Consider the following 19,527-nt stretch of genomic DNA (forward strand, 5'->3'; position numbering starts at 1 on the left):
CGGGCCCGGCCTGCGCTACGATGACCGCCAGCGAGGTACCAGCGGTGTCCCGGCCTCAGGCGGCATCCGACGAGACCCAGCACGGCAACGACGCCGGTGCACCGACGCCGCTGCCCGGCGCGCGCATGGGTCGCTACGTCGTGATCGACACCCTCGGCGAGGGTGCGATGGGCGTGGTGCTGCGGGCGTTCGACACCCGGCTCGAGCGCACGGTCGCGATCAAGCTCATCCGCCCGAGCCACGGGCCCCGTGACGAGCGCGCGCGAGCCCGCCTGGTCGCGGAGGCCCGCGCGCTCGCCCGGCTGGCGCATCCCAACATCGTCGCGGTCTACGAGGTCGACCTCCACGAGTCGCAGATCTACGTCGCGATGGAGCTGGTCGAGGGCATCGACCTGCAGCGGTGGTTGCGGGAGCAGACGCGGGCGTGGCGCGAGGTCGTCGCGCTGTTCGTGCCGCTCGCCGAGGGCCTCGCGGCGGTGCACGAGGCCGGCATCGTGCACCGCGACTTCAAGCCCGCCAACGTGCTGGTCGGTGACGACGGCCGCGCGCGCATCGGCGACTTCGGCATCGCCCGTCGTAGCCTCGACGGCGAGCGCTCGCTGAGCGATACCCCCTCGCTCGACGACGCCGAGCCCCACGACGACGAGCTGGTCGACATCGCGGTCGACTCGCTGACCGCCGAGGGTCGTGTGGTCGGCACGCCGGCGTACATGGCCCCCGAGCAGCACGCCGGGGCCGAGGTCGGCCCCGCCGCCGATCAGTACGCGTTCGCCGTCTCACTGTGGGAGGCGCTCTACGGCAAGCGGCCGTTCTCGCAGGAGGTCCGCCGACTCGCCGCTGCCAAGCAGCACCCGCCCCGCTCGCCGCCACCCGGCTCGAACGTGCCGCGGTGGCTGTTCGTGATCCTCGCGCGCGCGCTGAGCCCAGATCCCGCCGCGCGCTTCCCCTCGATGGCGGCGCTGGCGTCCGCGCTGCGTCGCGACCGCGGTCGCCGTCGCCGTCGCATCGCATTCGCGACCGCGACCGCCGCGGGCGTCGTGGCCGGAGCCGCATTGATGGCCGCGCGCGAGGGCCCCTGCGGCGGCGCCGAGTCCCAGCTCGACGGGATCTGGGATGACGCTGCACGCGAGGCCACCGCCGTTGCATTCGCCGCCAGCACACGCCCGTGGGCGCGGCCGTCATGGGAGCGTGCCCGCACCGTGCTCGACGACTATGCCGCGCGATGGATCGCCGGGCACCGCGACGCCTGCGAGGCCACCCGGGTGCGTGGCGAGCAGTCGTCGACCCTGCTCGATCAACGCATGGCGTGTCTGGCGACGCGCCGTGACGGCCTCGCGGCCGCGGTGGAGCTGGTGCGCGCCGGCGAGGACGACGTGATCGACCGCGCCGTCCTCGTGGTCGAGCGTCTGCGCGACCTCGACTCGTGTGCCGACACCACCGCGATGGCCTCGGCGGTCGCATTGCCCGACGACGCCGCGCTGCGCGAGGCCGTCCGCGCAGTCCTTAGCGACGTCGAGCGCATCCGTGTCGCGCACAATGCCGGGCGCAACCTCGACGCGCTCGCGCTCGCCGACACCACACTCGCGACCGCGCGCGCGCTCGCCTACGAGCCGGCGATCGCGGAGATGCTGCAGGTCGACGGCGACGTACTCGAGGCGCTCGGGCACGTCGCCGAGGCCCGCGCGGCCTACCAAGAATCGGTCTACGGCGCGCTCGGGCTCGCGCTGGACGAGGTCGCCACCGATGCCGCGGCCGGCCTGGTGTGGATTGCCAGCGAGCGCGACCGCGACTTCGACGAGGCCATGCGCTGGTCGGCGCTGGCCCACGCCACGCTGCGCCGCGCTGGCTCGCCGCCCCGCCTCGCGGCACGCCTCGGCAACGTCACCGGCGCGGCCTACTCGACCTTCGGCCACGCCGAGCAAGCACAGGCCGAGTTCGACGCCGCGCTCGCGCGCATCGCCGACCGCGACGACGAGCGCGTGTTGGCCTTCAGCATCGGATCCAACGTCGGCAAGCTCCACCACGACGCCGGCGACCTCGCCGGCGCGCGGGCCCACTACGAGCGCGTGCTGGCCGACATCACCGCGACCTTGGGCGGCGATCACCCGCTCGCGACGCGGACGCGCGGGGCCCTGGCAGCGGTCGCCGACACGATGGGCGATCACGACTACGCGATCGCGCAGCTCGAGTCGGTTCGGGCGGCGTTCGCAGCCGCATTCGGCCCGGACTCGACCGACGTGGGCGCGGCGCTCATCAACCTCGCGCTGGCCCACGATCGCGCCCACCACCGCGACGAGGCGCTCGCGCTGCACCTACGCGCGCTCGAGATCTTCGAGCGCGCGGGTGACCGGCTCGAGATCTCCAGCTGCCTCATCAACCTCGGCGACGCGTACTACGAGCGCGGTGTCCTCGATGCGGCACTCGCCCACTTCGAGCGCGCGCTCACCATGCTGCACGAGCTCTACGGTGACACCCACCCAGACCTGGTGCTGCCGATGATCGGCGTCGGCCGCGTGTGGATCACGCAGGGCCGTTTCGAGGACGCGCTGGCGCAGTTCGATCGCGTACAGGCCCTGGCGACGAAGCTCGATCCGGATCTGCGTGCCGCCGGCGCGGGGATCGAGGGCCGTACCGAGGCCCTGCAGAAGCTCGGGCGACTCGACGAGGCCTTGGCGTCGGCGCGCCAGCAGGTCGCGTTCTACCAGCGCATCCCCTCGGCCTTGCCCAACGACGTGCCGATCGCCCGCGGCTACGAGGCCGGGGTGCTGCTGGCGATGTCGCGCTTCGCCGACGCGATCGCGGTGATCGAGCTCGCGTTGGGCGAGGCGCTCGCGATCCACGACCCCGAGCTCGAGGCCGAGCTCGAGCTGCAGCACGCGCGTGCGCTGCTCGAGCTGCACCGCCGCGACGAGGCCGGCGCGGCGCTCGAGCGCGCCACCGTCGCGGCGCGCCGCGCCGACCACGACGGATACCTCGCCATCGCGCTCGCGGCCAGCGAAGCGATCGCCGCCGGCCGTGCTCCGCGCTGGGAAATGCCTTGAGCGCCCTCAGTGCGGCCGACGCGACGCGACGCGACGTGCGGCCGCGGCGATGTGGGGATCGTCGTCGCAACTGAGTGCGTCGAGCACGGCGCGCTGCTCGGACGTGATCGGCTGGTCGCGGTTGCCCAGCACGACCAGCGCGTTGCGCCGCATCGCGCGAATCGACGCGCGACGCAGCGGGGTGTGCTTGGCCCACGCGCGCCAGGTTGCGCTCCCGATCGCGACCAGCCGCCACGGATCGGTCGTCCGCGGTGGCCCCGGCGGCGGCTCGAGCCACGCGACGCTCGGCACCCGTGACTCGCGATCGGGTGCGGCGTTGTAGGGGCAAACCTCTTGGCACACGTCGCAGCCGAACAACCGCTCGCCGATCGCCGACGCAAGCGGCTCGTCGATCGCACCGCGGTGCTCGATCGTGAGGTACGAGATGCAGCGCCGCGCGTCGAGCTCGCCGGGGGCCACCAACGCGGCGGTCGGACAGGCGTCGAGGCACCGCGTGCACGCGCCGCACTGATCCCAGCGCAGCCGCGCGAGCGTGGCCGCATCGCTGGCGACCGCGTCCTCCCCGGCCCAGCGCGCGTCCGTGAGGATCGCGCCCAGCAGGACGAAGCTGCCGAGCCCCGGCACGATCACGCAGCCGTGCTTGCCGAGGAAGCCCAGCCCGGCCAGCGCAGCCGCGGCGCGCTCGAGCACCGGCCTGGTGTCGACGCAGATCAACGCCCGCGCCTGCGGTAGCGCCTGCGCCAGCGCCTCGGTCACATGCTCGAGCCGACCGTGCACGAGCGTGTGGTAGTCGGCGGCCTGGGCGTAGCGCGCGATCGGTCCCGCGACGCCGCGGTAGGGCACCGCCGCCACCAGCAGCGAGCGCGCCTCGGGCAGCATCTGCGTCGGATCGCAGCGGACCGCCTGCGTGCGCCGCAGGAACTCCATCTCACCCTCGCGTGCCTCGGCCAGGAACCGCGCCAGCGCGGCCCTGGCGTGATCGAAACCGGGATGATCGAGGCGCACGACGCCCAGACGCAGCAGACCCGCCGCCGCCGCGGCACTCGACAGCCGCGTCAGCAGCTCGGGGGTGAGCAGCGGCGCGGCCGCGCTCAACCGACCTCCGAGGCCGGACAATCGGGCGCCAGCGGGCACCCGTCGCACTTGGGCTTGCGCGCGCTGCAGGTCTGTCGCCCGTGCAGGATCAGCTGGTGGGCGAGCAGCACCCAGCGCTTCTTGGGCACCCGCGCCATCAGCATCTGCTCGATCGCAACCGGCCCCTCGACGTCCACGAAGCCGAGCCGCGTGGCGACGCGCTCGACGTGGGTGTCGACCACCACGCCCGAGGCGATGCCATACGCGGTGCCGAGCACGACGTTGGCGGTCTTGCGCGCGACCCCGGGGAGCTTCACCAGCGCGTCGAGCTCACGTGGCACCTCGCCGCCGTGGAGCTCGACGATCGCGCGAGCGGTCGCGATGATGAACTTGGACTTGTTGCGAAAGAAGGTCACACGCCCGACCAGCCGCTCGATCGCGGCCTGCTCGGCGGTCGCCAGCGATGCCGGTGTGGGGTGCTCGGCGAACAGCCCGGGCGTGACCTCGTTGACGAGCTTGTCGGTGCACTGCGCCGACAAGATGGTCGCGACCAGCAGCTCCCAGGCGTTGCGATGGTGCAGGGCACAGGTCGCGTCGGGCAGCATCCGCTGCAATCGACCGAGCTGGCGGCGCAGCGTGGCATCGTCGATGGTCGTCATGGTGCAGCCTCGCCCCGGATGCGGCCGAGCAGATCCCACATCATGCGGGCGGTCGCTCCCCACAGCGGTGGATCGTGGATTGCGAACTCGTGCATCTCGTAGTGGATGCCCTCCCACACGCCGCGACCGGTGAGGCGATGGATTGCGGGGTCGCGCAACAGATCGAAGTCGGGCGTCAGGATGCGGTGGACCTCGGGGCTGCACGCGACCGGCTCCCAGCCCTCGCGCGCCCACGCGACGAACGGCGTGATGAGAAAGCCGGTCGGCGTCGGCACCGAGTCGAGGCGACCGATCACCTGCGCGTGCGTGCGCGGCAGTCCGACCTCCTCCTCGGCCTCGCGCAGCGCCGTGTCGACCAAGGTGGCATCGACGCTCTCGGGCTTGCCGCCCGGGAACGCGAGCTGACCGGCGTGGGCGCGCAGCGACCCCGCGCGCTCGATCAACACCACCTTCGGCGCGGCCTCGGCCACCGGCTGCAGGATCGCGAGCACGGCGGCGTGCCGCAGGCGGCCGGGGTCGGGCAGCGGCGCATCGCTGCGCTCGAGCCTCGCGCCGAGATCGAAGGGAAAGCTGGCGTGCATTCGCGTCACGAGTGTGGCTCGAAACCGTGCGCTCGCAGGTGCTGCACGAGTACCATGGGCTGGGCGTACGCTTGGAACGCACCGGCCACGGTCGGTCGGAGCAGGCAGCCCGGAGCACCATGGCCAAACTCCCGCCCCCACCCCAGGTCGGTCGCGGCGCGAGCCCGAGCGACGATGCCTCGGCGCCGCGCGTCGTGCCACCCGCCGTCGCCGCCGCTGCGGCCGACCTGCCCAAGGCCGTGCTCGAGCTGCCCGACGAGTGGTTGATCGACGAGCCTGCGGCGTCCGCCAACAAGCCCGCGCCGACCGACGCGGCGGCGCAGGACCCCGCGCCCGACGACGACGACGCCGCGCTGGAGGCCGCGGCGCTCGCGAGTCTCGTGCAAGGGTCGGAGGCGTCGAGCCCGAGCGCAGCACCGACATCCGCCGACGCCGCTGGGCCCATCGCAGCGCCCGCGAGCGCAGCGGTGGTGTCGGGCGCCACCGTGCACGCGACGGCGCCGAAGCACCCGCCGCAGCACGGGGTCACCGTCCGCGGTGGCGCGACCGAGCGCGCGGTCGATCCACCGACGACCACGCCGAACGCGATCAGCCGTTGGGCCATCGGCGGCGTGCTGGCGGCCGCGTGCCTGGCCGTGATCATCGCCCGCTGCAGCGCAGGGCCGAGCACCGCGACACCGGACGCCTCGCGTCAGGCGCTCGCGGGCGCTGGTCCGGCCGGCGGCGCAACACTCGATCGCAGCGCGAACGATGGCACCGCCCGCGACGGTGGCGCTGCGAACGGTGGCGCTGCGAACGGTGGCGCTGCGAACGGTGGCGCTGCGAGCGGTGGCGCTGCGAACGGTGGCGCTGCGAACGGTGGTGCCGACGCAGCGCGCGACGGCAACGGCGACGCCGCGCGCGACGGCAACGCGGCCGCGCAGGCCGACGACACCAAGGACGCCGCCGCGGCCGACGCAGCGCAGACCGACGCAGCAGCAGCCGGCGACACCAAGGACGCCGCCGCGGCCGATGCAGCGCAGACCGACGCCGCCGCGGCCGACGACGCAGGCGCTGCCGCGCCCACCGACGACGGCCGCACCGACACCGTCGCGCAGGCGGGCACCACCGCCACTGCGACCACGGCGACGAACCGGCCGAGCAAGTCCAAGGGCGCCGACTCGGCCGCGGGCGCCGGCGAGCGCAGCAGCGACGCCGGGCTCGACGCTGCCGAGGCGCTCGAGCGTGCCCGCGCCGCGTGGAAGGCCGGCAACGCGAAGGACACGTACAAGTACGCCAACAAGAGCCGCTACAAGCAGCCCTCGGGCGAGGGCAACGAGCTCGCGACCCTCGCGGCGTGCAAGATGAAGCTCGACGAGGCCGCCAAGAGCAGCTTCAAGCTGCTCGATGGCGAGAGGCGCAAGCGCACCCGCAACGCGTGTCGCGACTTCGGCGTGCGCGTCGGGCTGTGAAGCGCGCCCGATCCGCTGCGCATCACACCGAGAACGACGAGCCGCAGCCGCACGAGCCGGTGGAGTTCGGGTTCTGGAACTTGAACCCCGGCCCCTGCAGGCTGTCGACGTAGTCGATCACGGTGCCCATCAGGTACATGAAGCTCATCTGATCGGAGATGAGCTGCACACCGTGGCTCTCGAACTCGTAGTCGCCGTCGGCCTTGGTGTCGAAGTAGAGATCGTATTGGAAACCCGAGCAGCCGCCGCCCATCACCTTCACGCGCAGGGCGTAGTTGGGCTCGACCTTGTCCTGCTCGCGGAACTCACGGACCTTCTCGGCGGCGAGCTCCGTCAAGATGAGCCCCGCGGCGGCGTCGGCCGTGGCACCGCTGTCGGGGGTCACGGTGGGCTGCGTATCGGTGGGCTCGGTCGTGGTTTCCATGCTCATGGGACAGCGTTCCTCGTGGCCCACGTGCGGCTTTCGCCCGCAGGCTGACGTTACGTAACATGCGCCGGATCGAAGGCCGGGTCAAGCCACGCACGTGCGCCCCGATGGCACACGCGAGGGTCGCTCGAGCGAGGGTCGCGACGAGTCGCGCGCGGCCCGACACCTCGCCATCGCGTGTTTGACAGCCCATGGTCGTTTTCCTACCGTGACGCCCTGAGATCCCTCACCAGCCCTGGTTCGTGCACACGCGCCGACGCGCACGTGCGCGCGCCATGACGTGGAGCCCCCCGGATGCAACGCAAGCGCCCCGCCCGCACTGCCACCGTGCTCGTCCTCCTGCCGCTGCTCGGCAACGCCGTCGCCGGGTGTGACGACAGCCGCGAGAAGGAACTCGCGCGGCAGATGGACCTGCAAAAGGGCGAGCCGAAGACCAACGAGCTCGTCGCCGCCGAGGTGCCGCCGCACCCGACGCGCGAGAAGCTGATGCCGGTCCTGCAGAAGATCTACACCCTGCAGAACGTGCCGCCGGTCACCGAGACCGAGGCCGCCTCCGACGGCACCTACAACTACGAGATCCAGGCCGGCGTCGCCTCGGTGGTGAAGCTCGCGGGTGGTCTCACCGAGGAGCAGAAGATCCGCGCGATCGTGACGGGCACCGCCGAGGCCGACGCGTGGGCGTTCCGCAGCGATGCGCGTCGCGACTACGCGGATCTCATCCACCGCGTGTTCCGTGGCTACGGCGAGGATCAAAAGGAGCAGATCCTCCGCATGTACGGGCAGCTGAAGCTGCTGCAGTTCTTCAACAGCCCCGAGGCCGCGGCCGCGATCGAGGCGCTGCCGGCCGATGTGAAGGCGCCGGTCGAAGCGATGCGCAAGCACTTCGTCGACGACAAGGCTGCCATCTGGGAGGACTGGATGAAGGTGCGGCTGTATGCCCGCCGGGTCGTCGCCGGCGACCAGCCGTTCCGCAGCGTGCTGCGCCAGATCAAGCAGGAGCTCGGGCAGGAGGAGCCGCCGGCGCTCACGTGGGAGCAGTCGATGGACACGCCGTTCCTCGGCTGGGCCAAGGAGATCCGCGCGAACGAGGAGCTCATCACCAAGCTCACCGACCTGCGCGAGCTGAAGGATCGCGAGGAGTACCTCAACGAGACCCACTCGATCTGGGCGGTCGAGGGCTCGGCGAAGGTGCCGGCCAAGGCCAAGGGCGTGAAGATCGATGCCGACCTCGGCTTCGGCGTGCACCGCGAGGACCTCGGCGGCGGCTACAACGAGCTGACCTTCGTGTTCTCGAAGAAGCTGGCGGGTGTGGCGCTCAAGAAGGCGTTCCTGCGCTCGATCATCTACGCGCAGCTGCTCACCGACTTCGCGATGCTGTCGACCGCCGGCAGCGACTTCGCGGTCCGCGACGCCGACAACGTCATCGACTCCAAGACCGCGGTGGTGCCGGACAAGTACGACCCACTGTTCGCCCGCTGCGGCTCGGGGGCGGCGCTCGACACCTTCATCACCCACTACAAGTCCAAGTTTCCGTTCCTGGCCGACCTGCCCGCCAACGGCAACGAAGAGGCCGTGCTCAAGACCGCCCACCAGTGCGTCATCGATGGCGCACGCGGCGAGATCCACGTGCCCGCCAAGGACGACGACAAGGACGTCGAAGGCCCCGCACCCGGCAGCCGCCTCGGGCTCTACCAGATGCTCGCGCGCTTCGAGAGCGTCGACGTCAACCTCGACAAGATGGGCTCCGAGAAGAAGACCGAGGAGGACGCCGTCATCGAGGACGCCGAGGCCGTGCTCAAGCGCATCAAGGCCAAGGAGAACGAGGGCAAGGGCGTCAAGTAGGCCGCTCGCCCTCGTCGTGCACCGACGCCGCGTTCAGGGGTCGTTCATCGGCAGTGAGCCGATGTAGCTGATCTTGCCCAGGTCGACGCCGTTGGCCCGCAGGATCGCGTACGCCATGTTGATGTGGAAGTAGAAGTTGGGCACCGCGAACTCGCCGAAGTACGAGGCCGACGGGGTCCACTTGCCCTGCATCCACGGCAGGCTGATGCGGCGCTCCTCGGCGCCCTTGAAGTCGGCGTCGTTGAAGCCCTCGAGGTAGCCCAGCACCGACGCGATGCGCTCGCGGATCTGCGCGAGCGTGGTCTCGTTGTCTTCGTGCTTGGGCGCGTCCTTGCCGGCCATGCGCGCGGCCGCCAGCTTGGCAGTATCGCATGCGCTCTGCACCTGCCGCACCAGCGCGAACTGGTCCGGCACCAGGCGCAGACCCAGCAACACGTCGGGATCGAACTTCTTCGCGGTCGCGAGCTCGACGCCCTTGCCGAGCCAGGTGTCGAGGTTGCGCAGCATCTTGCCGAACTGGGCGATCGTGTGGGCAGTGAACTGATCGAAGCCTTGCATGTCGTGGTCTCCTGCTCGTGGGTGCGTCGCGGCGTCTCGCGTCGGGCGGTCCGACCGCCCCGGTCACGCGGGCCGAGGGGAGCCCGAGCAGGGTCGGTTGGCGCGCTTCGGATCGGGCGCGACGCCGCTGGTCGTCGGCCGCCGGTTGGCGACCGCTCGAGCGCCGAGAGCGACACGGCGCGCGACGAATGTTACCGCCCCGGGCGCCCTCGCAGGTTGAGGCGGCCAACCCGGCGGCATAACCTCCCCGTGCCCGAGCGCTTCGCTCGGCCGGAGGCCCCCATGAATCCGCTCGTCGCCCTCGCCGCCCAGGGACAGTCCATCTGGCTCGACTACATCCGCCGCGGCATGACCCGCAGCGGCGAACTCCTGAAGATGGTGGGTGACGACGGCCTGCGCGGCATGACCTCCAACCCTGCAATCTTCCAGCAGGCCATCGGCGGCAGCGACGACTACGCCGACGTCCTGCAACAGCTCGTGGGCGACCCCGAACGCGACACCAAGTCGGTCTACGAGAGCTTGGCGATCGACGACATCCGCGAGGCCGCGGACGTGCTGCGTCCGGTCTACGACGACACCGAAGGCGCCGACGGCTTCATCAGCCTCGAGGTCTCGCCGAGCCTCGCCAACGACACCGAGGGCACCCTCGAAGAGGCGCGCCGGTTGTGGCGCACGGTCGCGCGGCCGAACCTGATGATCAAGGTCCCGGGCACGCCCGAGGGCTGCCTGGCGATCGAGCAGCTGTTGTTCGAGGGCATCAACGTCAACGTCACGCTGATCTTCGCGGCCAAGGCCTACGCCGAGATCCTCGAGTGCCACGTGCGCGCGCTCGAGCGCCGCGTCGCGATGCGCCAGGACATCGGCCGCATCGCCAGCGTGGCGAGCTTCTTCATCAGCCGCATCGACAGCGAGGTCGACGCACGACTCGACCGCCTGGCCAAGCAGCCCGGGGCCGATGCCACCGCGATCGCCTCGCTACGCGGCAAGGTCGCGGTCGCGAACGCGAAGGTCGTCTACGCCGACATCTACGAGCCGATGATCGCCAGCGAGCGCTGGCGGGCGCTGGCGGCCAAGGGCGCCCGGCCGCAGCGCATGCTGTGGGCCTCGACCGGCACCAAGAACAAGGCCTACCCCGACACGCTCTACATCGACGAGCTCATCGGACCCGACACCGTCAACACCGCGCCGCCGGCGACCATCGATGCGTTCCGCGACCACGGCAAGGTTGCGCCCACGCTGCGCGCCGGCGTCGACGAGGCCCGACGCGTGATGACGACGTTGGCGACCGTCGGCGTCGACTTCGACGACGTCACGCAGCTGCTGCTCGAGCGCGGACTGGAGCTGTTCCGCGACGCGATGGACGGCCTGCTCGCGACCGTCGCCGACAAGCAGCGCGCGGCCCAGGGCCCGCGACTCGATCGCCTCGAGCTGGCGCTGCCGACCGCGCTCGCAGAGGCGGTTGCCGCCCGCATGGCCGCGTGGGATCGCGACGGCGCCACCGCGCGGCTGTTCGATCGCGACGCGTCGCTGTGGACCGGCGGCGACGAGGCCAAGTGGATGGGCTGGCTCGACCTGGTCGCGCAGCAGCGCCCGCGGGCCGGCGAGCTGGCAGCCTTCGCCAAGGAGATCACCGCCGCGGGCATCACCAAGGTGGTGCTGCTGGGCATGGGCGGCTCGAGCCTGTGCCCCGACGTGCTCGCCAAGACCTACGGCGCCCGCGTCGCCAAGGGCGCGCCCAAGCTCGTCATCCTCGACTCGACCGTGCCCGCACAGGTCGAGCGCACCGGCGCCGACCTCGACCTCGCCAAGACGCTGTTCGTGGTCGCGAGCAAGTCGGGCAGCACGCTCGAGCCCAAGGTCTTTCTCGATCACTTCTGGGCGCAGGCCAAGGCCGCGCAGGGCGGTGACGCGGGCGCGCACTTCGTGGCCATCACCGATCCGGGCTCCAAGCTCGAGGCGCAGGCCAAGGCCGATGGCTTCCGTCGCATCTTCGCGGGCGTGCCGTCGGTCGGCGGTCGCTACTCGGCGCTGTCGGACTTCGGCATGGTGCCCGCGGCACTGATGGGCCTGTCGCCGGAGCGCGTGCTCGGCGAGGTCGCGCCGATGGTCGAGGCCTGCCGCAACAGCGCCCACGCAGCCGACAACCCCGGCGTCGCACTCGGCGTGGTGCTGGGCGTGGCCGCGAACACCGGCCGCGACAAGCTCACGATCCTGGCCTCGCCCGCGATCGCGAGCGTCGGCGCGTGGCTCGAGCAGCTGGTCGCCGAGTCGCTCGGCAAGGACGGCAAGGCCGTCATCCCGGTCGACGGCGAGCAGATCGCACCGCCCTCGAACTACGGCAACGATCGCGTGTTCGCCTACCTGCGGCTGCGCTCGACCCCGGATGCCAGCCAGGATCGCGCCGTCGATGCGCTGGTCGCCGCCGGTCAACCGGTCGTGCGGATCGAGCTCGCCGACATCGACGCGCTGCCGCAGGAGTTCTACCGCTGGGAGATCGCGACCGCGGTCGCCGGCGCGGTCATCGGGCGCAACCCCTTCGACCAACCCGACGTCGAGGCCAGCAAGATCGCGACCAAGGCCATGACCGCCGCCTACGAGCGCGAGGGCAAGCTGCCGGCGGAGTCGCCGCTGTGCAACAGCGGTTCGATCGCGGTGTTCACCGACGCGACCAACACGCTCGCGCTCGGCTCTCCGCGCACGCTCGAGGACGCACTGCGGGCCCACCTGGCGCGCATCGGCACCGGCGACTACTTCGGGCTGCTGGCCTACCTCGACATGAACGACCGGCACGCGCGCGTGCTGCAGCGCATCCGCCATGCGGTGCGCGCCAAGACCCACGCGGCGACCTGCGTCGGCTTCGGCCCGCGCTTCCTGCACTCGACCGGACAGGCCTACAAGGGCGGGCCCAACACCGGCGTGTTCCTGCAGATCACCGCCGAGCCGGCGCGCGAGCTGCCGGTTCCGGACAGCCGCTACGGCTTCGGCATCATCGCCGCCGCGCAGGCCCGCGGCGACTTCGCGGTGCTCGCCGAGCGCGGCCGTCGGGTGCTCCGCGTGCACCTCGGCCCCGACACCACCGCCGATCTCGAGCGCGTCGCTGACGTGATCGAGCGCGTCCTCTGACCCCAGCGTTCACGCAGACCCACGCGAGGATCTCCACATGCAACTCGGAATGATCGGACTCGGGCGCATGGGCGCCAACATGGTGCGTCGACTGATGCGGGCCGGCCACACGTGCGTGGTCTACGACGTGAATCCGGCCGCCGTGGCTGCGCTGGTCGCCGAGGGTGCAACCGGGGCTGCTTCGCTGGCGGACCTCGCGAGCAAGCTCGCGGCCCCGCGTGCGGCGTGGATCATGGTGCCGGAGAAGTTCACCGAGGCGACCGTGATGGGCGTCGCCGACGTGCTCTCACCCGGTGACTGCGTGATCGATGGCGGCAACTCGTACTTCAAGGACGACCTGCGCCGCGCCGCAGCGCTCACGCCCCGCGGCATCGACTACGTCGACGTCGGCACCTCGGGCGGCGTGTGGGGGCTCGAGCGCGGCTACTGCCTGATGGTCGGCGGCAGCCCTGCGGTCGTCACCCGGCTCACGCCGATCTTCGAGACGCTGGCGCCCGGCATCGGCGACATCCCCCGCACGCCCGGGCGCGAGGGCGAGCCGATCGCGGCCGAGCGCGGCTTCCTGCACTGTGGCCGCGCCGGCGCCGGCCACTTCGTGAAGATGGTCCACAACGGCATCGAGTACGGCCTCATGCAGGCCTACGCCGAGGGCTTCGACATCATGCGGCACGCCGCCGACGAGAGCCTGCCCGAGGGCCGCAGGCTCGAGCTCGATCTGCCGGGCATCGCCGAGGTCTGGCGCCGTGGCAGCGTGGTCAGCTCGTGGCTGCTCGATCTCACCGCGCAGGCACTGGTCGAGGATCCCGCGCTGTCGCGCTACAGCGGCTTCGTGCAGGACTCGGGCGAGGGTCGCTGGACCATCGAGGCGGCGATCGAGCAGGCGGTGCCCGCCGACGTGCTCGCGGCCTCGCTGTTCGCCCGCTTCCGCTCGCGCCAGGAGCACACCTTCGCCGAGAAGATGCTCTCGGCCATGCGCGAGAAATTCGGTGGCCACGTCGAGCCGCCCAAGGCCGCGCCCGCCAAGGAGACCCCGCGATGAACGAACCCACCACCTCGATCCGTCGCGGCGAGCCGGCGCCGCCGTGCGTGTTCGTGATCTTCGGCGCAACCGGTGACCTCACCAAGCGCAAGCTCATCCCCGCGCTGTACAACCTGCGCGAGCAGAAGCTCCTGCGCGACGAGTTCGCCATCGTCGCGATCGCCCGCAAGGAGACCAGCGACGAGGAGCTGCGCGCGCAGATGCGGGCGGAGTTCCGCGAGTTCGCGACCGGAAAGATCGACGAAGAGCTGTGGAAGTGGATCGAGCAGCGCATCTACAGCCACACGGGCACCTTCGACGACGCCCACGCGTTCGACCGGCTGTCCCACCGGCTGCGTGAGGTCGACGCCGAGCGCTCGACCGGCGGCAACTACCTCTTCTACCTCGCGACGCCGCCGTCGTACTTCTCGACCATCGTGCACCACCTCGGCAACAGCGGGCTGACCCGCGAGGACGGCCAGCACTGGCGGCGCGTCATCGTCGAGAAGCCGTTCGGCACCGACCGCGACTCCGCCCGCGCGCTCAACCACGAGCTGCTGTCGGATCTACAGGAGCACCAGATCTACCGCATCGATCACTACCTCGGTAAGGAGACGGTGCAGAACATCCTGTTGATGCGGTTCGCCAACGGCATCTTCGAGCCGGTGTGGAACCGCCAGTTCGTCGATCACGTGCAGATCACCGTCGCCGAGACGGTCGGCATCGGCAACCGCGCCGGCTACTTCGAAGAGGCCGGGACGCTGCGCGACATGGTCCAGAACCACATGCTGCAGCTGCTCGCGCTGGTCGCGATGGAGCCGCCGACCTCATTCCACGCCGACCCCGTGCGCGACGAGAAGACCAAGGTCCTGCGTGCGATCCAGCTGCTCGAGCCCGAGCAGGTGCTCACGCGATCGGTGCGCGGGCAGTACGGCCCGGGCATCGTGGGTGGCAAGGAGGTCGTGGGCTACCGCGAAGAGACCAATGTCTCGCCGCAGTCGAAGACCGAGACCTTCGTCGCGCTCGAGCTGTACGTCGACAACTGGCGCTGGGCCGACGTGCCGTTCTACCTGCGCACCGGCAAGCGCATGCCCTCGCGCACCACCGAGATCGCGATCCAGTTCAAGCGCGCGCCGCTGTCGCTGTTCCGCGGCACCCGAGTCGAGCACGTGCCGCCCAACACCATGGTGCTCCACCTGCAGCCCGATGAGGGCATCTCGCTGGGCTTCCAGGCCAAGGTGCCCGGCCCGGTGATGAAGATGGACGAGGTGCGCATGCACTTCGACTATGCCGATCGCTTCGGCGCGACCCCGGCGACCGGCTACGAGACGCTGGTCTACGACTGCATGTGCGGCGACCCGACGCTGTTCCACCGCGCCGACGGCGTCGACGCGGCGTGGCGCATCGTGCAGCCGGTGCTCGACGTGTGGAAGGCACTCCCGACCCGGCACTTCCCCAACTACGCTGCCGGCAGCTGGGGGCCGGAGGATGCCGACGAGCTGTTGACCCGCACCGGCCGGGCATGGAGGAACGATCGATGAAGGTCTTGGCTGGCGATATCGGTGGCACCAACTCGCGACTCGCGATCTGCGACGTGATCGGCACGCGCGTGAGCGTGATCGCCGAGTCGATCGTGCCTTCGACGGGATTCCCGTCGCTGTCGGAGGTGGTGCGCGCGTTCCTCTCGACGCGCGGCGTGCAGGTGGTCTCGGCGTGCTTCGGCCTGCCCGGCCCCGTGCGAGGCCGGCGAGCCAAGCTCACGAACTTGCCGTGGTTGGTCGATGCCGACGCGATCGAGCGCGAGCTCGGGCTCGACAGCGTGTGGCTGCTCAACGACCTCGAGGCCAACGCCTACGGGCTGTCCGTGCTCGACCCCGGGGCCGTGCGCGTGATCAAGCCCGGCACCGCGATCCCCAACGGCAACGCGGCGCTCATCGCCGCCGGCACCGGCCTCGGCGAAGCCGGGCTCGCGTGGGACGGCACCCGTCGCCGACCGTTCGCGACCGAGGGCGGCCACACCGACTTCGCACCTGCCGACGACCTCGAGGTCGAGCTGCTGCATCACCTGCAGAAGCAGCACGGCCACGTCAGCTGGGAGCGCGTGGTGAGCGGGCCCGGGCTCGCCGCGATCTATGGATTCCTGCGCGAGCGCGCCGGCGTGCCGTTGCCCGCGTGGGCGCAGTGCGCCGCGGTCGAGCTCCCCGGCAAGATCTCGCACAACGCCCGCGACGGTGCCGACCCGATCGCCGCCGAGGCGCTGCAGCGATTCCTCGGCCTGTACGGCGCCGAGGCCGGCAACCTCGCGCTCAAGTTCCTCGCCATCGGTGGTGTGTACGTCGGCGGCGGCATCGCACCGAAGCTCGCCGACGCGTTCGCCGACTCGCCGTTCGTCGAGCGATTCCTCGCCAAGGGCCGCATGCGTGCGTTGCTCGAGGACATGCCGGTGTACCTCGTGCTCGATGATCACGCCGGCCTGTGGGGCTCGGCCAGCTACGCGGCGACGCGCGGCCAGGCCAACGCGTGAGCGCGGCCTCCGAGCACCGTGCGCCCACGCGCGTGCTGCAGCGCAGCGGCGCGCTGGTGGTGGTGTTCGCCGACGCCGAGGCGCTGGTCGACTACGCCGCCCGCGAGCTGGCGATGATCGCCAGCGACTGCGTCGACGAGCAGGGCCGCTTCGACTGGGTGCTCGCCGGCGGCAGCACCCCGGAGGATCTCTACCGACGCATCGCCGGTGGCGACCTCTCGCTGCCGTGGGCCCGCACCCACGTGTGGTTCGGCGACGAGCGCTGCGTCGGCCCCGACGATCCGCAGAGCAACTACCGCATGGCCCACGCGGCGATGCTGGGCACCGCGCCGGCGCGGGCCGCCACCGTGCACCGCATGAAGGGCGAGCAGGATCCCGCCCGCGCCGCGATCGACTACGAGGCCGAGATCCGCCGCGCGTGCCAGCTCCCCGCCGGTGGTTTCCCCGCCTTCGATCTCACCCTGCTCGGCGTCGGCGAAGACGGCCACACCGCCTCGCTGTTCCCCGGCACGCCCGCGCTCGCGATCCGCGACCGCATCGTCGTCGAGAACCCGGTCGCCAAGCTCGCGACCACGCGGTTGACCATGACGATCCCCACGCTGTGCCACTCGCGTCGGGCGTGGATCTTCGCGGTCGGTGCCCGCAAGGCCGCGATCCTGAAGGACGTGCTCGGCGCCACGCGGGATGCCGCCCGCTGGCCGGTGCAGGGGGTTCGCACGGCGCGACCGGTGGTGTGGTGGCTGGACGAGGCGGCCGCGGCGGGCATGGGGTGACGCCGCGTCGAGTGATTTTCGCTGCTACCCTTCGCGGCGAGTCGAGCTCGTTCGATGCCGCGCGCCTTCGCTGACCTCACCCTCGCCGACCTCGTGGCCATGCGGCCACCGGGCTCGCCGGTGCACCTGCTCGGTGCGCTGCATCGCGTCACGCGGTGGCCGCGGGATGGCGAGGGACTCGCGGCGCCGAGCCTGGGTCGCGCGCTGCGGTCGTTCGTGGCGCAGGAGATCGATCTCGCGCTGCCGGAGATCGTCGATGCCAAGCACTCCGACGACGGTGCGACCAAGCTGCTGCTGCGCCTGCACGACGGCGCGCAGGTCGAGGCGGTGCACATGCCCCGTGCGGTCCGCAATCCGCGGGTGACGCTGTGCATCTCGAGTCAGGTCGGCTGCGCGATGGGCTGCGGGTTCTGCCGCACCGCCGCGATGGGGCTGGTGCGCAACCTCGACGCCGGCGAGATCGTCGGCCAGGTGCTGGCGACGTTGCTCGCGCTGGGGCCCGAAGATCCGCAGCGCGTGTCGCTGGTGTTCATGGGCATGGGCGAGCCGCTGCACAACCTCGCGGCGGTGCTGCGCGCGATCGAGATCTTGTGCGAGCCCGCGGGGCTGGGGCTGTCGCCGATGCGGATCACGGTGTCGACCTCGGGCCTCGTCGCCGGCATCGATGCGCTGGCGCAGGCCCGCGTGCGGCCGGCGCTGGCACTGTCGCTGAACGCGACCACAGACGCGCAACGCGGCCGCTTGATGCCGATCGCCCGCAGCAACAGCCTCGAGGATCTGCGCGCGGCGCTCGCACGCTTTCCGCTGCGCTCCCACGAGAAGCTCACGCTGGAGTACGTGTTGCTCGCCGGGGACAACGACGACGACGACGATGCCGACCGACTGGCGGGCTTCGCCGCGGGCCTGCGCCACAACCTCAACGTGATCCCGTGGAACGCGTTCGACGGCGCCAGCTTCACGCGACCGAGTGCGCCGCGCACGGCCGAGTTCGTCGCGCGGCTGCGCGCCCAGGGCTGCCTGGCGACGGTTCGCAAGTCGCGGGGGCCCGATGTCGCAGGCGCATGCGGGCAGCTGGCGACCGCGTCGATCCGCACGCGCCGAGGCGCCAACGACCTCGGCGCCCGCTAACGCCCCAAGCGGCGCTGCGTCAGTCGGCGATCGGCGTGCGCTCGCAGGAGCCCTCGCTCCACGCGATGGTCGGACCGGCGTCGATGACCTCGAAGTCATCCCACTGCAGCGCCTTGAGATCGTGTGGCCCGAGGCCGACGCCGTCCCATGTCGAGGTCGTGAAGTCGTCGGATGCCGCCGTGAAGGTGATGTTGCCGCCGTCGGCGAGCACGATGCCGTAGGTCTTCATCGCGGTCGCGACGACCTGCGCCGCAGGATTCAAGCCCGAGATGTCGACGTCGGCGCGCAATCGTAGGCGCGCCGAGTACGGCGGCGCGTCGCCGGGGCCGGCGGTCGGGGGCGTGGAGTGGGTACCGGGTCGCACGTACTCGTCGGCGCGGATGTTGTCGTTGGGCAGGATGAAACGGATCGCGTGGCGGATCTCGCCGGCTGCGATCTCGTCGGCGGTGAAGAGCAGCCCCGCGATCGGCAGCCCCGCTGCGTCGGCGCTCGAGCAATAGTCACCGCGCAGGGTCTCGTCGTACGCGCGATCGAGCTCCCACACCGCGAGGCAGCCACCGCCCTCGGGACCGAACCCCGCACGCCACTGTTCGTAGAGCCGGCACTCGTCCCAGTTGATCACGATGAGGTGGCAATCGCCGCCGCCGTCGCAGGTGTAGCCCTGCTCGCCCTCGATGTGTCCGCCATCGGGCACCGGAATCGCCGCGGGATCGCAATCGGGGTCGAAGTAGTCTTCATTCGGCGTGAACGACATCTTCGAGGTGGAGGCGTCGGCGGTGAGGATCGGAATGGAGAAGTCGATCTGGAACCGAGCGTCGGAGTCGACGTTGGCCTGCAGGTAGTCGATCACCGCGACCGAGTCGGCGGCGACGGCCGCGGCACTGATGTCCGTGTTCCACGGCATGTCCGGCCGCAGCAGCTGTCCGTCGGCGTTGCCACACGTGCCGGTCGGCGTGCCGGTGTCGTCGGTCGCGGTGGTCGCATCGGTGACGCCGGTGCTGTCGGCGGTCGGATCATCGCTGGTCGCGCTCGCGGAGCTCGACGCGCTGGCGGAGCTCGACATCGTGGTACTCGCCCCGGTCGCGCTGGTGCCCATGGTGCTCGAGGCCTCGGTACCCGTGCCGGTCGCGTCGGGGTCGGGATCGGCAGCGCAGGCGGCGAGCCCCACGAGCAGGGCAGTCGAGCGGCGGAGGCAAGACATCGGGATCGTCATCATCTCGACCCCTACTGCGACAGCCGCGGACAAACTGCGACAGCCGCGGGCAAGCTGCGGCGCCGGCGGGTTGCGATGGCCTCGCGGCCGTACATTGCGTGGTCCAGCTCGCGTT

15 protein-coding genes are annotated in these 19,527 nt (G+C 71.2%); 9 read left to right on the forward strand and 6 right to left on the reverse strand.

Translation table 11 applies throughout. From position 1 onward, the window contains the following. Positions 1–44 precede the first annotated feature (44 nt). Positions 45–3,041, forward strand: coding sequence for a serine/threonine protein kinase (locus tag IPH07_31100; protein ID MBK6921886.1), 2,997 nt, complete (start codon positions 45–47; stop codon positions 3,039–3,041). A 6-nt stretch (positions 3,042–3,047) separates the two neighbouring features. On the opposite strand, the gene queG is transcribed toward IPH07_31100, so the two are convergent. From queG to IPH07_31115, 3 genes are read right to left on the reverse strand one after another with little or no spacing between them, the layout of a single operon-like run. Then, a complete protein-coding gene (gene queG, locus IPH07_31105; protein ID MBK6921887.1) occupies positions 3,048–4,136 on the reverse strand; it encodes a tRNA epoxyqueuosine(34) reductase QueG in 1,089 nt (362 codons plus the stop codon). Further along, positions 4,133–4,774, reverse strand: coding sequence for an endonuclease III (nth, locus tag IPH07_31110; protein ID MBK6921888.1), 642 nt, complete (start codon positions 4,772–4,774; stop codon positions 4,133–4,135). Before nth ends, queG begins: the two co-directional genes overlap by 4 nt. Continuing rightward, the gene (locus tag IPH07_31115) at positions 4,771–5,364 is read right to left on the reverse strand and encodes a CoA pyrophosphatase (GenBank protein ID MBK6921889.1); all 594 of its coding nucleotides are present in this window, start codon (positions 5,362–5,364) and stop codon (positions 4,771–4,773) included. The genes nth and IPH07_31115 overlap by 4 nt, the downstream gene beginning before the upstream one ends. Positions 5,365–5,474: 110 nt before the next feature. On the opposite strand from IPH07_31115, the gene IPH07_31120 reads away from it, so the two are divergent. Next, complete coding sequence (locus tag IPH07_31120; protein MBK6921890.1) at positions 5,475–6,806, forward strand: hypothetical protein; 1,332 nt, start codon at positions 5,475–5,477, stop codon at positions 6,804–6,806. A gap of 22 nt (positions 6,807–6,828) precedes the next feature. On the opposite strand, the gene erpA is transcribed toward IPH07_31120, so the two are convergent. Then, positions 6,829–7,236, reverse strand: a complete 408-nt coding sequence (gene erpA, locus IPH07_31125; GenBank protein MBK6921891.1) for an iron-sulfur cluster insertion protein ErpA — start codon at positions 7,234–7,236, stop codon at positions 6,829–6,831. Between the two features lie 291 nt (positions 7,237–7,527). On the opposite strand from erpA, the gene IPH07_31130 reads away from it, so the two are divergent. Continuing rightward, on the forward strand, positions 7,528–9,075 hold the full coding sequence (locus IPH07_31130; protein ID MBK6921892.1) for a hypothetical protein: 1,548 nt from the start codon (positions 7,528–7,530) through the stop codon (positions 9,073–9,075). Between the two features lie 33 nt (positions 9,076–9,108). Here IPH07_31130 and IPH07_31135 read toward each other — a convergent pair whose 3' ends face one another. Beyond that, positions 9,109–9,633, reverse strand: a complete 525-nt coding sequence (locus IPH07_31135) for a DUF1993 domain-containing protein (protein MBK6921893.1) — start codon at positions 9,631–9,633, stop codon at positions 9,109–9,111. Between the two features lie 282 nt (positions 9,634–9,915). On the opposite strand from IPH07_31135, the gene IPH07_31140 reads away from it, so the two are divergent. From IPH07_31140 to IPH07_31165, 6 genes are read left to right on the forward strand one after another with little or no spacing between them, the layout of a single operon-like run. Next, the gene (locus tag IPH07_31140) at positions 9,916–12,756 is read left to right on the forward strand and encodes a bifunctional transaldolase/phosoglucose isomerase (GenBank protein MBK6921894.1); all 2,841 of its coding nucleotides are present in this window, start codon (positions 9,916–9,918) and stop codon (positions 12,754–12,756) included. Between the two features lie 37 nt (positions 12,757–12,793). Continuing rightward, positions 12,794–13,795 (forward strand): decarboxylating 6-phosphogluconate dehydrogenase, encoded by a 1,002-nt coding sequence (gnd, locus tag IPH07_31145; protein MBK6921895.1) that lies wholly within the window; start codon positions 12,794–12,796, stop codon positions 13,793–13,795. Continuing rightward, positions 13,792–15,315 carry a glucose-6-phosphate dehydrogenase gene (locus tag IPH07_31150; protein MBK6921896.1) on the forward strand — a complete coding sequence of 508 codons (1,524 nt, stop codon included), beginning with the start codon at positions 13,792–13,794 and terminating at the stop codon, positions 15,313–15,315. The genes gnd and IPH07_31150 overlap by 4 nt, the downstream gene beginning before the upstream one ends. Continuing rightward, complete coding sequence (gene glk / locus IPH07_31155; protein MBK6921897.1) at positions 15,312–16,298, forward strand: glucokinase; 987 nt, start codon at positions 15,312–15,314, stop codon at positions 16,296–16,298. The genes IPH07_31150 and glk overlap by 4 nt, the downstream gene beginning before the upstream one ends. After that, positions 16,295–17,071, forward strand: a complete 777-nt coding sequence (gene pgl / locus IPH07_31160) for a 6-phosphogluconolactonase (protein ID MBK6921898.1) — start codon at positions 16,295–16,297, stop codon at positions 17,069–17,071. The genes glk and pgl overlap by 4 nt, the downstream gene beginning before the upstream one ends. A 54-nt stretch (positions 17,072–17,125) precedes the next feature. After that, positions 17,126–18,199: a 23S rRNA (adenine(2503)-C(2))-methyltransferase RlmN gene (locus IPH07_31165; GenBank protein ID MBK6921899.1), complete on the forward strand. Its 1,074-nt coding sequence runs from the start codon at positions 17,126–17,128 to the stop codon at positions 18,197–18,199. Positions 18,200–18,218: 19 nt separating this feature from the next. Here the strand turns inward: IPH07_31165 and IPH07_31170 are convergent, their stop codons facing one another. Continuing rightward, positions 18,219–19,400: a hypothetical protein gene (locus IPH07_31170; protein MBK6921900.1), complete on the reverse strand. Its 1,182-nt coding sequence runs from the start codon at positions 19,398–19,400 to the stop codon at positions 18,219–18,221. Between the last annotated feature and the right edge of the window lie 127 nt (positions 19,401–19,527).

This window comes from Deltaproteobacteria bacterium (assembly GCA_016709225.1).
GTDB lineage: Bacteria > Myxococcota_A > Polyangia > Nannocystales > Nannocystaceae > Xiheibacterium > Xiheibacterium phototrophicum.

Excerpts from the sequence above, each read along its gene's own strand:
- IPH07_31130 (MBK6921892.1), top strand. The coding sequence starts at position 7,528 with ATGCAACGCAAGCGCCCCGCCCGCACTGCCACCGTGCTCGTCCTCCTG.
- IPH07_31170 (MBK6921900.1), bottom strand. The coding sequence starts at position 19,400 with ATGTCTTGCCTCCGCCGCTCGACTGCCCTGCTCGTGGGGCTCGCCGCC.
- nth (MBK6921888.1), bottom strand. The coding sequence starts at position 4,774 with ATGACGACCATCGACGATGCCACGCTGCGCCGCCAGCTCGGTCGATTG.
- IPH07_31135 (MBK6921893.1), bottom strand. The coding sequence starts at position 9,633 with ATGCAAGGCTTCGATCAGTTCACTGCCCACACGATCGCCCAGTTCGGC.
- IPH07_31120 (MBK6921890.1), top strand. The coding sequence starts at position 5,475 with ATGGCCAAACTCCCGCCCCCACCCCAGGTCGGTCGCGGCGCGAGCCCG.
- glk (MBK6921897.1), top strand. The coding sequence starts at position 15,312 with ATGAAGGTCTTGGCTGGCGATATCGGTGGCACCAACTCGCGACTCGCG.
- IPH07_31165 (MBK6921899.1), top strand. The coding sequence starts at position 17,126 with ATGCCGCGCGCCTTCGCTGACCTCACCCTCGCCGACCTCGTGGCCATG.
- erpA (MBK6921891.1), bottom strand. The coding sequence starts at position 7,236 with ATGAGCATGGAAACCACGACCGAGCCCACCGATACGCAGCCCACCGTG.
- IPH07_31150 (MBK6921896.1), top strand. The coding sequence starts at position 13,792 with ATGAACGAACCCACCACCTCGATCCGTCGCGGCGAGCCGGCGCCGCCG.
- IPH07_31140 (MBK6921894.1), top strand. The coding sequence starts at position 9,916 with ATGAATCCGCTCGTCGCCCTCGCCGCCCAGGGACAGTCCATCTGGCTC.
- gnd (MBK6921895.1), top strand. The coding sequence starts at position 12,794 with ATGCAACTCGGAATGATCGGACTCGGGCGCATGGGCGCCAACATGGTG.